Annotated in this window: 13 protein-coding genes; 8 read left to right on the top strand and 5 right to left on the bottom strand. The window is 62.8% G+C overall.

What is annotated here, in order from left to right; genetic code table 11:
• The first annotated feature begins 4 nt into the window (after positions 1-4).
• From ruvA to EFD55_RS21375, 5 genes are all read left to right on the top strand, one after another.
• Entirely contained in the window at positions 5-619 is a 615-nt protein-coding gene (gene ruvA, locus EFD55_RS21395; RefSeq protein ID WP_125847109.1) for a Holliday junction branch migration protein RuvA, read from the top strand.
• Between the two features lie 83 nt (positions 620-702).
• Positions 703-1,743 carry a Holliday junction branch migration DNA helicase RuvB gene (ruvB, locus tag EFD55_RS21390; RefSeq protein ID WP_125847107.1) on the top strand — a complete coding sequence of 347 codons (1,041 nt, stop codon included), beginning with the start codon at positions 703-705 and terminating at the stop codon, positions 1,741-1,743.
• Positions 1,744-2,646 (top strand): metallophosphoesterase, encoded by a 903-nt coding sequence (locus EFD55_RS21385; RefSeq protein ID WP_125847105.1) that lies wholly within the window; start codon positions 1,744-1,746, stop codon positions 2,644-2,646. It begins immediately after the preceding gene.
• 7 nt (positions 2,647-2,653) lie between these two features.
• Complete coding sequence (locus EFD55_RS21380) at positions 2,654-3,166, top strand: NUDIX hydrolase (RefSeq protein WP_125847103.1); 513 nt, start codon at positions 2,654-2,656, stop codon at positions 3,164-3,166.
• A gap of 38 nt (positions 3,167-3,204) precedes the next feature.
• Positions 3,205-3,768 (top strand): DinB family protein, encoded by a 564-nt coding sequence (locus tag EFD55_RS21375; protein WP_125847102.1) that lies wholly within the window; start codon positions 3,205-3,207, stop codon positions 3,766-3,768.
• A 56-nt stretch (positions 3,769-3,824) separates the two neighbouring features.
• On the opposite strand, the gene EFD55_RS21370 is transcribed toward EFD55_RS21375, so the two are convergent.
• The 5 genes from EFD55_RS21370 to EFD55_RS21350 form a co-directional block, all read right to left on the bottom strand.
• Entirely contained in the window at positions 3,825-5,207 is a 1,383-nt protein-coding gene (locus EFD55_RS21370) for a virulence factor family protein (RefSeq protein WP_125847100.1), read from the bottom strand.
• Positions 5,204-7,804: a bifunctional lysylphosphatidylglycerol flippase/synthetase MprF gene (gene mprF / locus EFD55_RS21365; RefSeq protein WP_125847098.1), complete on the bottom strand. Its 2,601-nt coding sequence runs from the start codon at positions 7,802-7,804 to the stop codon at positions 5,204-5,206. Before mprF ends, EFD55_RS21370 begins: the two co-directional genes overlap by 4 nt.
• A 254-nt stretch (positions 7,805-8,058) precedes the next feature.
• Positions 8,059-10,173 (bottom strand): mechanosensitive ion channel family protein, encoded by a 2,115-nt coding sequence (locus tag EFD55_RS21360; RefSeq protein WP_125847096.1) that lies wholly within the window; start codon positions 10,171-10,173, stop codon positions 8,059-8,061.
• A 239-nt stretch (positions 10,174-10,412) separates the two neighbouring features.
• Complete coding sequence (gene gnd, locus EFD55_RS21355) at positions 10,413-11,444, bottom strand: phosphogluconate dehydrogenase (NAD(+)-dependent, decarboxylating) (RefSeq protein WP_125847094.1); 1,032 nt, start codon at positions 11,442-11,444, stop codon at positions 10,413-10,415.
• A gap of 115 nt (positions 11,445-11,559) precedes the next feature.
• A complete protein-coding gene (locus EFD55_RS21350; protein ID WP_125847092.1) occupies positions 11,560-12,042 on the bottom strand; it encodes an SRPBCC domain-containing protein in 483 nt (160 codons plus the stop codon).
• Positions 12,043-12,097: 55 nt separating this feature from the next.
• On the opposite strand from EFD55_RS21350, the gene EFD55_RS21345 reads away from it, so the two are divergent.
• From EFD55_RS21345 to EFD55_RS21335, 3 genes are all read left to right on the top strand, one after another.
• Positions 12,098-12,430, top strand: a complete 333-nt coding sequence (locus tag EFD55_RS21345) for an ArsR/SmtB family transcription factor (protein WP_125847090.1) — start codon at positions 12,098-12,100, stop codon at positions 12,428-12,430.
• A gap of 118 nt (positions 12,431-12,548) precedes the next feature.
• Positions 12,549-13,085 (top strand): helix-turn-helix transcriptional regulator, encoded by a 537-nt coding sequence (locus EFD55_RS21340; protein WP_125847088.1) that lies wholly within the window; start codon positions 12,549-12,551, stop codon positions 13,083-13,085.
• 97 nt (positions 13,086-13,182) lie between these two features.
• Positions 13,183-14,166, top strand: coding sequence for an NAD-dependent epimerase/dehydratase family protein (locus EFD55_RS21335; protein WP_125847086.1), 984 nt, complete (start codon positions 13,183-13,185; stop codon positions 14,164-14,166).
• The last annotated feature ends 31 nt before the right edge of the window (positions 14,167-14,197 follow it).

Below are 14,197 nucleotides of genomic sequence, written 5' to 3'. Positions count from 1 at the left end.
ACCCATGATCGGCAAGCTGAAAGGCACCATAGATGAGATCGGCGAAGACTATGTGCTCGTCGATGTGCACGGCGTCTGCTACGTCGCCTATTGCTCGGCCCGTACGCTCTCCAAGCTCGGCTCGGTCGGCGAGGCCTGCGTGCTCTTCATCGAGACCTATGTGCGTGAGGATCAACTGAAGCTCTTCGGCTTCACGAGCGCATTGGAGCGGGAATGGTTCAACATGCTCCAGAGCGTCCAGGGCGTCGGCGCCAAGGTGGCGCTTGCCGTACTCTCGACGTTGACGCCGGGCGAACTCGCCAATGCGATCGCCCTGCAGGACCGCGCCGCGGTCTCCCGCGCGCCGGGCGTCGGTCCGAAAGTGGCAATGCGGCTCGTCACGGAGCTCAAGAACCGGGCGCCGGCCTTTGCTGGAGAGGCGATCAATATCGCTCTCAAACAGGAACTCGGTGAAGGTGTCGCCGCCGCACCGGTTGCCGATGCGGTTTCGGCGCTCACCAACCTCGGCTATTCCCGCGACCAGGCGGCGAACGCGGTTGCCGCAGCCATGAAGACGGCAGGAGAAGGCGCCGACAGCGCCAAACTGATCCGGCTGGGCCTAAAGGAACTGGCGCGGTGAAAAGTCGGAAAACCGATGATGGGATGTCGAGACGGCCGTCTTTTGGTGTATTGGTGTGACAGGTTTGAAAACGGAATGAGAGCATGAGCGAACCCGCCCGCCTGATATCGCCGGAAAAGCGGGGCGAAGATCTCGACATCACCCTGCGCCCGCAATCGCTGGACGAATTCACCGGCCAGGCAGAGGCGCGCGCCAATCTCAAGGTCTTCATCGAGGCGGCGAAGAACCGCGGCGAGGCGCTCGACCATGTGCTCTTCGTCGGTCCGCCCGGCCTCGGCAAAACGACGCTGGCGCAGATCATGGCGAAGGAACTCGGCGTCAACTTCCGCTCGACGTCGGGCCCCGTGATCGCCAAGGCCGGCGATCTCGCCGCGCTGCTCACCAATCTCGAAGAGCGCGACGTGCTCTTCATCGACGAGATTCACCGCCTCAATCCCGCCGTCGAGGAAATCCTCTATCCCGCCATGGAGGATTTCCAGCTCGACCTCATTATCGGCGAAGGCCCTGCGGCGCGCTCAGTGAAGATCGATCTGTCGAAATTCACGCTGGTTGCGGCCACCACCCGTCTCGGCTTGCTGACGACGCCACTGCGCGACCGCTTCGGCATCCCGGTGCGGCTCAGCTTCTACACCGTCGAGGAGCTGGAACTGATCGTGCGCCGCGGCGCGCGGCTGATGAATCTGCCGATAACCGAAGAGGGTGCGCGCGAAATCGCAAGACGCGCCCGCGGCACCCCCCGCATCGCCGGACGGCTACTGCGGCGCGTGCGTGACTTCGCCGAGGTGGCAAGGGCCGAAGCCGTCACCCGCGAGATCGCCGACGAGGCGCTGACCCGGCTGCTGGTCGACAATGTCGGTTTCGACCAGCTCGACAAGCGCTACCTCAACATGATTGCCGTCAATTTCGGCGGCGGCCCGGTCGGCATCGAAACCATCGCTGCCGGCCTTTCCGAGCCGCGCGACGCGATCGAGGACATCATCGAGCCCTATATGATTCAGCAGGGTTTCATTCAGCGTACGCCACGCGGCCGCGTTCTGACCGCAATCGCGTGGAAACATCTGGGAATGCAGCCGCCCAAGGATCTGGAGGCGGCGCAGTTCCGGCTGTTCCAGGAGGACGACTGAGTGATCACCCGCCGCGGATTTTTCAAAGTTCTCGGCGGCAGCGTGGCGGGCGTCATGTCGCTCGGCGGCTACGCCTTTGCTTATGAACCCCTCGCGCGGCTTAGCATTACCCGCTACCGGTTGACGCCGCCGGGATGGACGCCGGGGCTCAAGCTCCGCGTCGTCGCGCTCGCCGATCTCCATGCTTGCGAACCCTGGATGTCGGCAAGCCGCATTGCCGCGATCTGCCGCAGGGCGAACGAGCTCGAGGGCGACGTGACCGTCCTGCTCGGCGACTATGCCGCCGGCATGAACATGGTGACGCAATACGTGCATTCGAGCCAATGGTCCAAGGCGCTATCCACCTTGCACGCTCCTCTCGGCGTCCATGCGATCATGGGAAATCACGATTGGTGGGAGGACAGAACCGCCCAGAAGAACGGCGGGATGGAAACCTTCGGACACCGTGCCCTCGCCGATGTCGGCATCCCCGTCTACAGCAACCGCGCCGTTCGGCTCGAAAAGGACGGACACGGCTTCTGGCTCGCGGGCCTTGAAGATCAGTTGGCGCTACTGCCCGGCAGGAAATGGGGCCGCACGCAGATTCTCGGCCTTGACGATCTCGATGGAACAATGGCTCAGGTCACCGACGATGCACCCGTCATCCTGCTCGCCCACGAGCCCGATATCTTTCCACGCGTGCCCGAGCGGGTCTCGCTGACGCTATCGGGCCACACCCATGGCGGGCAGATCCGCTTCCTCGGCCGTTCGCCGATCGTGCCCTCGCGCTACGGCAATCGCTACGCCTATGGCCACATTGTCGAAGAGGGGCGTAATATCATTGTATCAGGCGGCCTCGGCTGCTCCATTGCGCCGGTCCGCTTCGGCGTGCCGCCGGAAATCGTCGTGATCGATCTTGGATAAGAATGACATGACCAAGCGCACTCACATCCGCCTGACTGCGGGCGCTGGGCGTTTCAACCACCGTATCGCCGGCATCGGCTTTCGCGACGGCCACGTGCTCGTCCATCGCGCCGTGCACGAGCCCTTCTGGACCTTTCCGGGAGGCACGGCCGAAATCGGCGAAACGTCGGAGGAGACGTTGAAACGGGAGATGGTGGAGGAACTCGGGGTCGAAGTCACCGTCACCCGCCTGCTCTGGATCGTTGAGAATTTTTTCCACTACGAACAGCGCGACTGGCACGAGCTCGGCATCTATTATCTGATGGAGATCCCGCCGGAATTCCCCTTCCGGCCGGAAGAGATCATCCACCGCGTCGAAGACGGCGACAATCATCTCGAATTCAAATGGATGCCGGCGACGCGCAAGGCCCTGACCGAACTCGATATCCCGCCCTACTTCATCGCCGATGAAATCGAGGCCCTGCCCGCGGCGCCACGCCACCTCGTCTGGCGCGACGGCAATCTCGACGACAAGAACTGACGCAGGCAAGTTCAACAGCGCGAAGAGGAGATGCGCCGATGCCGAGCTTCGATCCCGTCAGGGCATTTCGCAAACTCGCCTATAACAATGCCCTTGCCAACCGCCGTCTGCTTCAGGCCTGCGCGGCATTGAAGCCCGGCGAATTCGAAGCGCAGCGCACGAGCTTCTTCCCCTCGATCAAGGAAACCTTGAACCACATCATCACGGTCGACTGGTTCTATGTCGATGGCATGGAAGGCGGCACGCTCGGGCTCAAGGCCTTCGAGATCGACGAACCCTTTGATGATGTCGTATCGCTGGCGCAAGCGCAGGCAAAGGTCGATCAGCGACTGGTTGCGCTGTGCGAAGCGCTGACGCCGGAAAGGCTGATCTCCACCGTCAACCTCCACCGTGGCGACCGCATCCAGGAGGAGCGGCTGGAAGACGTGCTCGCCCATCTCTTCCAGCACCAGACGCATCATCGCGGCCAGGTGCATGCGATGCTTGCCGGCACCAGCGTCGCCCCGCCGCAGCTCGATGAATTCATCGTCGCCGACGATGCACGGTTTCGCGGCAGGGAGGTCGCGGAGCTCGGCTGGAACGAAGAAAAGCTGATGCGGTAGCACATAACCCGGAAACAGAAATCGATTTCCGGGCTATGTGAATTCAAGAGCTGCCTCTAATCCTGCAGCCGCTTCTTCAGCCCGTCGATGATCGACTTGGTGAGGAGGTCGTAGTTCTCGTCGAAGTGATGATCGCCGGGCAGTTCGACGACTTCGGCCCCGCTATCCTTCAGTGCCGGACAGGCGACATCGTCATCGTCGTCCTTGCCGTAGATGCATTGCACGAGCTTCGGATCGACGTTCTTCAGATCGGCGATGGGATCGCCTCCCGCCCCTTCGGTCTTCTGGCCGAGCCAGCCGAGAACGGAGATGACGTAGTCGACTTGATGCGACAGCGAGAGCAGCGACAATTGCGCCACCGCGGACTTCTCGGCCGGCTTGAGGAGCTGGTAGGTCGCAGGCACGACATCGGCGCCGAAGGAGTAGCCGACGAGCAGCACGCGTTTCACCTTCCACTGCTTGCGATAGAAGTCGATGATCTTCGAAAGATCGCCGGCAGTTTCTTCCGGCTTGCGTTCCGACCAGAAATAATGGAGCGAATCGATGCCGACGACGGGAATGCCTTCCTTCTGCAACTTGCCGCCGACTTCCTTGTCGATGTCGCGCCAGCCGCCGTCGCCGGAATAGATCACCGCCATCGTATCGAAGGCGGGCGTCGCCTCCAGCACCGCCAGCGGCAGGCCGAGCGGATTGCCGAAAGCGCCGGAAGCGGTCACGAGATCGTCGAGCGTATCGGCAAACACCGTCTGCGCGTCGTCGGTGGAATCGCGGATCTCGATCTCGGAATGGGCCTTCTTCAGCGCCTCGGCATGCGCCCGACCGTCCTTGTCAGCCTTGGGCGTGAAGACCGTTATGACGGGATCCGGCAGGGCGCCTTCGCTGAGGCCATAGACCGTGCGCTGGCCGACCACTTTCTTGGAAGCCGGCGTGCAAAGTTCCTTGCTAAGGGGAATCCCGGCGAGCGGATCGACGGCAAGCGTCTGGCCGATCGTCGCATCCGGCGTCTGCGCGGCTATCGCCAGCGCCAGGGCCCCGCCCTCGCCGATCCCGGCGACGATCGGAAGATGATAGGCGTTGTTGCCGGTCGCGCGCTGCACCTGCTGGCTGAGCGATTCGATATCCGAGACCATGTAGATGCAGCCGTCATTGAGGCTGACGTCATACCGGTTGAGCGCCTCGATATAAGAGGGAAAGTCGACACCGATGACGACGGCGCCCTCGGCAACCAGCCTGTCGGCTTCGGCCTTCTCATAGTCGCCCCAGCCGGCGGCATCCGAGATCAGCATCACCGTGCCCTTGACCTCGCCTTCCGGCAGGAAGATGTGCGGCGACGGGATAAGCCCGGTTTCGAAGTCCTGTGTCGTCTCTTCGGCGGCGCTTGCCGGTGCGGCCGCGATCATGCAGGCGCATGCCGTGGCAAGAAGAATTGTTCTGATCATTTTCTCACTACCCCTTTCAATCCGCCCCCGATCAGAAACGTCGCGTCCATCAACGCGATCATCGGATTGCCCCCTCCGGAGACCGCAAGATAACGCGGTTGCCAGTGCGGATGAAACTTGGATTTGAATGCCCGAAGGCCTTTGAAGTTATAGAACCGCTCGCCGTGTTCGAAAACGGTGCTGCCGATGCGGTCCCAGACGGGCGCCGCCTCGCGTTTCGACATGCCGGAGAGGGGCGCCATGCCGAGATTGAAGTGGGTGAAACCCTGGCCGCGCAGATACTCCATGATCTGCACGAAGAGAAAGTCCATCGAGCCCTTCGGCGCGTCGGGAGAGAAGCGCATGAGATCGATCGTGCCCTCCTCCCTGGATTCGGTGACGAGGATATTGGCGAAAGCAACGATCCTGCCGTCTTTTTTCAGGATGCCGACCGGCTGCGCCGAGACGTAGTCGGGATCGAAGGAGCCAAGCGAGAAGCCCTTTTCCTTGGCGTTGTGATGTTCGAGCCAGGCTGTGGAAACAGCGGCGAGATCATCGATGATCTCGCGCACGTTCTCGGGTTCGACGACGGCGAATTCCAGCCCGTCGCGCTGGGCGCGGCTTGCCGTCTGGCGAAGGTTCGCCCATTTGCCGCCCTTCATCTCGAAGGTCCTGAGATCCGCCACCGCCAGTTCGCCGAGCTTGAAGGCGCGAAGGCCGGCATCGGCGCAATGGGAAAGCAACGCCGGCGAGATTTGGTAGAAGACGGCGCGGCAGCCCGCCGCACGCGCCGCTTCGACGAAACGCCAGACGAGCTCCTGCACGGCGCGATGATCGCCGACCGGGTCGAACAGCGCGATCCATGAGCGGCCCTGCCGGCCGTACATGATGAAGGCGTCTCCCTTCTCGGAAAACATGATGCTCTTGTCGCCCATGCGCACCAGATTGGCGTCGGCATTGCCTTGCTTGCCGACGATCTCGACGGCGCGCACCAGCGCCTCGTCGGTCGCCGGTTCCGGCCGGAAGGTCGCCGGTCGGAGCAGGCTGAAAATGGCGATCGCCGACGAGATGATGGTGATGCCGAGCACGGCGCGCAGCCCGCGCGGCGCCTCGGCGGTGAATTCGAACTGCCACCAGAGCTGGTTGCTGTATTCGACATCGCGATAGACGAAGAGCAGGATGACGACAGCGCCGACGACGATGACGGCGATCGCCATCAGCCAGGACGCCGTCAGCGCCTGGTTGAGCAGCGACGCGTGGCGGGTAAAAAGCCGGCGGCTGACGAAGAGCCCGAAGATCAGGAAGGCCAGAAAAGCAGCTTCGACAAGCGCGATCGCCTTCAGGAGCGACAAAGTCAGCGCGGCAAGCGCCGAGAACACGGCCACCCACCAGGCGCCGTCGAGCCGCTGGCCGAGGCCGCGCGCAGCGACGACGAGTGCCAGCCCGAGCAGGCTGGAGAGGAAATGCGCTCCTTCGACCATCGGCAGCGGCAGATAGTTGGAGAGGAATTCCAGATTCTGGTCCGGCGTCGGCGTCACGCTCGAAAACACCAGCATGACGCCGAGCAGCAGCGCGAGCGCCGAAAGCAGCTGCGGCATCAGCCGCCCGCCGATGCGCCGCATGCTGGAGGCGGCCGGATGATCGACGAAACGACGCAGCTCCGCCGCCGACACGGCGAGCACGGCGATCAAAAGCGGCAACACATGGTAGATGAGCCGGTAGATCACCAGCGATCCGAGCACGGCATCGATGTTCACCGCGCTGCCGAGCGACGCGATGATCACGGTTTCGAACACGCCCAAACCGGCCGGAACATGGCTCAGCACGCCAAGACCGACGGCGATCGCATAGACGGCGAGGAAGACCGGCCAGCCGATCGCCGTCTGCGGCAGCAGCACGTACAGCACAGAGGCCGAAGCGGCGATATCGAAGGCGGTGACGAGGAACTGGCGCGACCAGGTGCGCGAATCCGGCAGGCGGATTTCCACAGGGCCGAGATTGAGCGCGCGGCCCTCGCGGCCGATGATCATCGCTGCGCCGAGAATGGCGATGATCGAGCCGGCGATCAACCGGAGAAACAAGGCGCTGACACCGATGAGCGGCCCGATCTCGTCGGCGATGATGAGGAGGGCGATCGCCGCGACACCCGCAAGCCCGAGACCGAAGGAGAGCGTAACGAAGGCGATGATCCGGCCGATATCCTCCGGCGAGAGCCCGAGGCGCGTATAGGCGCGGTAGCGGATCGCGCCGCCTGAAAGCGCGCCGAAACCGGCGGTATTGCCGACGGCATAGGCGCTGAACGCCGTCAGCGCCACGTGCGGAAAGGGCAACTTCTTGCCGATATATTCGATGGCGTTGAGATCGTAGAAAACAAGCGAGAGGAAACTGAGCGCCGTGAAGAACAGCGCGAGCAGAATCGCGCTCGGCCGGGTCGCCGCCAGTGCATCGACGACGTCGTCATAGCGCACCTCGTTGGTGAGCTGCATGATCGCGTAACCGACGAGGCAGAAGACCACCAGTGTCGCTGCTGCCGTCAGCGGCGTCCTGTAACGTCTGAAAAGCCCGAGGAAAAAACCGTCCGTCTCTTCCATTTCTTCCAAATTGTCGTGACCCGACATCTCTTACCTGCGCGCAATTTCCAGCTGGTGGGGAATCATTTCCGAAATGACGTAACATAAGAGGCATATAAGCTCTATGAAGCCCTGCCCGACGCTACCCCAGCCCGCCGCCTGCGCCTCCATCATCCTCAATTGGGGCGAATTTGCGCAGGCGCGCTTAACATCACATTGCATTTTCGTAAGTTACGAATGCCTTGCCGCCACGACGGAGATTTGAATGCGCGGAGAAGCCGGTATGCAGAAGGCGCCTGCCCTCATGCGGCCGGTTCACTGCCGGCCCGTGCATGCGCAGCGTAGCGCGCGACGGCAGCATCCACATCCGCGTCGCGATCGCCCGCCACCTGCACCGTCGGCACGGCGAATTCGATGCCGTTTTCCTTGAAGGCATTGCGGATCATCGCCAGCGCATTGCGGCGGATGACGAATTGTTCGCCGGGCTTTGTCATCATCGACAGGCGGATCTCGATGGCGAATTCGCCGAACTGTTCGACACCCTTCATCTTCAGCGTCTCGATGATATGCGGCCCGAATTCCGGATTTTCGAGCAGCGTTTGCCCGATCTGCTTGATCACCTTCTTCGCTTTGACGAGATCGGTGTCGTATTTGACGTTGAGGCTGATCTTGTCGATCGTCCAGTCGCGGTTGAGGTTCTTCACCGCGCCGAGTTCGCCGAAAGGCACCGTCGTCAGCGGCCCGCGATGGTGTCTGAGTTTCACCGAGCGCAGGCTAAAGGCTTCGACCACACCCTTGTGGCTGCCGCTTTCGATATATTCGCCGACGCGGAAGGCATCGTCCCAGAGATAGAACATGCCGCTGATGACGTCCTTGACGATCGTCTGCGCGCCGAAGCCGACCGCGACGCCGACGACGCCGGCACCGGCAATCAGCGGTCCGATCTCGATACCGAGGCCCGAAAGCACCATCAGCACCGCAATGACGGCGATCACGACGGCAAGGATGTTGCGGAAGATCGGCAGCAGCGTCTGCATCCGCGCGCGTTTGGCCTTCTCCTCGTCCGTGGCAGCCCCGTCCAGGGGGGAGTCGAGCAGCTGGCCGTCGATATAGGCCTTGACGACGTGCCACAACAGGTCGGCCGCCAGCAGGATGACGATGCCGCCGATGACACCGCGGGCGATCTTGTCGACCATCGTATCGCCGGCAGCCATCGTGTCGGCGCCGACGCCGAGCATCCGCCCGAGCCAGACGGCGGCAACGGCGATGATCAGCGCGCGCACGCCGCGGTCGAGCAGCACGGTCGCGATGCGACGCGTGGCAAGGAAGCTCGCTTCGGTCTGCTGGAGCGACTTCACCGCAAGCGTCGAGACGGCGAGCACGCGCGGCAGCAGCAGTGCGTAGACGCCGAGCCAGAGCAGCCAGTTGAAGCCCGAGACCCAGAGGCTCCAGAGCAGCAGGAAATAGACGGTGAGCGCCCAGGAGATCCCGTGGCCGCGCCTTTCGTCCTTGTGCGGCCGCGACCAGACCGCCTCGATCGCAATGAGCAGCAGGCCGATGCCGAGGAAGTAGCCGACGAGGAGCCGGACACTCGGGGAATAGCCGAGCGGCTCCATCGACTGGATCACCGCCCATCCGAAAACGAAATAGATGATGAAGGTCGCGCAACGGCGATACCAGAAGAGTGCGACGGCACGGCCCGGCATGGTCGGATCGGTGATGCCCTGCCGTTCTTCTTCGGCCCGTGCCAGCCCGATGAGATCGACCAGCACGCCGCCGAGGCAGATCGTAAAGCGCTGGACGATCAGCGCAACGACGCAGACGATCGCGATGCTCTGGCTGAACGGCGGCCAGCCCAAGCTGAGAAGCGTGAGCACCGTTGTTGCCGCAAAGATCAGCGCCGGGATGACGCGCGGCGCCAGATGCATGCCCGCCAGCTGCGCCAACCGATGGCGGCGGCGGCGGAAGACATGACGGGCAATGATTTCTACGATCCCGCCGAGCAGGAAAATCGCCAGGAACTGCGCCGCCATGCGCATCCCGCCGTTGGCGGCGATTTCGCCGAAGAGCAGCGAGGAGGCGTTGCCGATCTGCGAAGGCAGCGTCATCGCCGCATCGGAGACCATCGACACATGCCGACGGGCATGCTGCAGCAGGCCTGACAGGACCGACATCTGGTTTTCAGCCGCCGCATTTCCGGCCGGCGTCGCCGCCATCTGCGTCGACATCCACTGCTTGACCTCAGGCGTCTGCATGAGCTGCATCATCTCACGCACCTGGGCCGGCGGGGCGGCCGCGGCCGGCGCTTGCGCGGGTGGCGTCTGGGCAAAGCCCGGCGAAAACGCTCCCGAAAGCACAATGACGGCCAGCACACCTGATATGGCGGCCTTCAAGCCCGCTGCCCTGCCACGCTCCATAACCGCCTCCAATGGAGTGCCGGCCGCTTGGACGAAGCAGCCTCGACATTTCCCTTTTCAGCAATGGATACTCGCGACCGCTGCCGCCAGCAAGCCGTAGGAAAACCATACCGATGGCTAATGCATGTCGTCCGAAAGTGTGCCGGGGCGGATGTCGCCGCCTTCCCGGGCCGAGGCCGTTAAGCCCGCTGACTCAGGATGGCGGCGTTGTTCCAAACGGCGGAAAGAGCCGCCTGCCTTCAGGATTTCGGAGCCGGCTTTTCCACGTGGCCGCCGAAGCCCGCACGCATCGCAGACAGCACCTTATTGGCGAACTCGTCATTGTCGCGCGAGGAGAAGCGGCCGTAGAGCGCAGCGCTCAGCACCGGCGTCGGCACACTTTCGTCGATTGCCGCCATGATCGTCCAGCGGCCTTCGCCGCTGTCGGAGACACGTCCCGCATATTTCGACAGCGCCGGATCGACATGCAGCGCATCGGCCGTGAGATCGAGCAGCCAGGAGGTGATGACGCTGCCGCGGCGCCAGACTTCCGCGACATCCTGCAGATTGAAGTCGTATTGGAAATGTTCGGGATGCGCGAGCGGCGCGGTTTCCGCATCGGCCTCGTGCGAGGCGGCGCCGATATTGGCATGTTTCAGGATGTTCAGGCCTTCGGCATAAGCGGCCATCAGGCCGTATTCGATGCCGTTATGCACCATCTTGACGAAATGGCCGGCCCCGTGCGGGCCGCAATGAAGATAGCCCTGCTCGGCGGTGCTGGCCGCAACTGCTTCGGCGGTGCGGTTCGGCGAGGCTTCCGTGGTGCCGGCGCCGGGTGCGAGCGCCGCAAAGATCGGGGAAAGGTGCTGGACGGTGCCCTTCTCGCCGCCGATCATCAGGCAATAGCCGCGCTCGAGGCCGAAGACGCCGCCGCTGGTGCCGACGTCAACATAATGGATGCCCTTGCTGATGAGCTCGGCGCCACGGCGAATGTCGTCGTGGTAATAGGAGTTGCCGCCGTCGATGACGATATCGCCATTCTGCAAGAGTGGCACCAGGCTCGCCAGCACCTTGTCGACGATCGCCGCCGGCAGCATCAGCCAGATCGCGCACGGATGCGCGAGCTTCGAGACGAATTCTTCGAGCGATGCGCTACCGGTCGCACCGAGGCCCACGAGCTCGGCAACGCTTTCCGGCCTGGCGTCGTAGACGACGCATTCGTGACCGCCCCGCATCAACCGCTGGACCATGTAATTGCCCATGCGGCCCAAACCAACCATACCAAGCTGCATAATGAATCTCCTGGAACCGAGATGAAGTATCGACTCCGGAAATTAGCACCCGCAGTGTGACAGGCAAGCGAAGTCTGCCTATGCGCCGCCGACCTCTTCAAGGCCAGCATGTTGGTCAAACATCTGGCGCGCTCGCCGGCTCGCCCTTCATTTCGCTGAGATACATGCCCTCGCGCAGATTGATGCCGTATTCAACGAAGGCCTTCATGCTGCAAAGCATCTGTGTCCAGCCCTCGCAGTTGAGATAAGTGCCGCGCCGGCCGGCCTCGTCCTCGCGCCAGCCGTTTTCGGCAATCGTCACCAGCGTGCCGCCATCCTCCAGCGGCTTGAAGTTCATTTCTACCAGCGTTTTGTATCTCGTCTTGTCCTCCGCTGCGCCGCCGTCCCAGCGGAGCACGATGCGGCTTTCCGGCACGAGCTCGACCACTTCGACCGGCGCATCCTTCCACCAGGTCACCGTCGTGCCCTGAACGAGCGGCGCGCTCGCCCCGCCGATCGTGGTGAAATAGCTGCTGAGCTTCTTCGGATTGACGACGGCATCGAACACGTCTGCGACGGGACGACCGATACGGCCGGAAATGCGGATTCCGAGAGACATGGCGGTTCTCCTCTTCTCCATTGCACCTGGCGTCATTATGTTATAAAAACATAACATGTCAAGCGAATCAAAGGACGATCCTGTTTTCAAGGCGCTGGCCCATCATCGCCGGCGGGAAATCCTCGACATCCTCAAGGATGCACCCCGCACGACAGGCGCCCTTTGCGACTTCTTTCCTGAGATGGACCGCTGCACAGTGATGCAGCATCTGAAAGTGTTGGAGGAGGCCGATCTGGTCATCGCCAGGAAGGAAGGCCGCGAGCGCTGGAACCACCTGAACAGCCTGCCGATCAAGCATATCTACGACCGCTGGATCAGCGCCTATGCCGGCCACGCGCTCTCGATCCTCGACCGATTGAGAAACGATCTCGAAGGCCAGCCGGAATAAATATCCTGACGTCAAACAGCCGATAGATGCACGGCCGGAGAAACAGGCTTCGGGCAGCCAAGACTTGCCGCCCGGCCCACCGAGGCCTTATTCTGGCAAAAAAGCATTGGGCAGGACGATGACGATATCGGGGACCGGCATACGCCGCATGCGGCGGCTGCGCACCATGAAGCAGCAGCATCTCGCCGAACTCCTCGGCGTCAACCAGGCGACCGTCTCGCGCTGGGAGCGCAATCAACTCGCCCTCTCGCCCGAACAGGCAATCGCGCTGGAACGGATTTTCGCCTCGCCGCAACATACCGCGGCCGATGCGGCGCTGAAGCGGCTGGTCGAGGATTCCATCCGGCCGGTGCACCTGATCTGTGACGGCACCCATCGGCTGCTCTCCGCCTCCTGGCCCCGGCAGGCGGAATGGCGCGCGCCGCTCGGCGCCTTCCTCGGCCGCTCGCTGTTCTCCTATGCCTCCGCCGAAATCGCCGCTGCAGAACATTCACTGGAGGAGCGCGGCTGGCATGAGGGCAAGCTCCTGTCGCTGACCTTCGAAACCGGCGCGAACGACAACGCGCTGCTGCCGATCGCCGCCGGCCGCGTGACCTGGGAACGGATCACGCTGTCCGATGGCAGCGCCGGCCGCCTCGTCACGACCGTCGGCTGAGCCTGCAGCTTTCCTGCACGCCCATGCATAATTTATGCGTTGTCCGGAAACCTCGGCCTTTATAGCGTCCCCCCCCGAAACGGCAGGAGACGATGCGATGACGATATTGGTGACGGGAAGTGCCGGCCATCTCGGCGAGGCGCTGATGCGCAGCCTGAGGGCGGAAAGCCGGTGGGCGCGCGGTATCGACATCAAACCCTCGGCTTTTACCGATATGGTCGGTTCGATCGGCGATCGCGCCTTCATCAAGCAGGCCATGTCTGGTGTCAGCCATGTCCTCCACGCCGCGACGCTGCATAAACCGCATGTGGCGACCCACGGCAATCGCGATTTCCTCGACACCAATGTCGGCGGCACATTGAACCTGCTCGAAGAAGCGACCGCCGCGGGTGTTTCAAGCTTCGTCTTCACCAGCACCACCAGCGCCTTCGGTGCAGCCTTGACGCCGGCCGCCGGCGAACCGGCGGCATGGGTCACCGAGGACGTGCTTCCTGTTGCAAGGAACATCTACGGCGTGACGAAACTCGCTGCCGAAGACGTCTGCGAACTCTTCGCCCGTAAATCCCGCCTGCCTGTCGTCATTCTCCGGACCTCGCGCTTCTTCCCCGAAAGCGACGACGATCATGATATTCGCAGCCGCTACTCGCCGGAAAATGCCCAGGCCAACGAGCTGCTTCATCGCCGCGTCGATATCAGCGATGTGGTCGCCGCCCATCTTCTCGCACTCGAAAGAGCGCCGGCAATCGGCTTCGGCCGCTACATCATCTCCGCCACGACGCCGTTTTCGCCGGGCGATCTCGCCGAGATCAGGGAAGACGCGCCTGCTGTCGTCGAGCGGCTCTTTCCGGGCGCGGGCGCCCTCTATGCCGAACGCGGCTGGAAGATGTTCCCGACGCTCGATCGCGTCTATGTCAACGAACGCGCAAGGCGAGAACTCGGCTGGCAGCCGCGATATGATTTCCGCTTCCTGCTGGATTGCCTGCGCGACCGAAGGGAATGGCGAAGCCCGCTGGCGCTCGATGTCGGTTCCAAAGGCTATCACGACGAGGTCTTTGCCGAAGGGCCTTATCCGGTCGGCTAGAGTATGTCGCGCAAAACTGTACAGCAGTTTG

This window comes from Rhizobium pisi (assembly GCF_003938655.1).
GTDB classification, from domain to species: domain Bacteria; phylum Pseudomonadota; class Alphaproteobacteria; order Rhizobiales; family Rhizobiaceae; genus Rhizobium; species Rhizobium pisi.
Note: the sequence above shows the minus strand (reverse complement) of the source record. Positions and strands in the feature narration are given on the sequence as shown.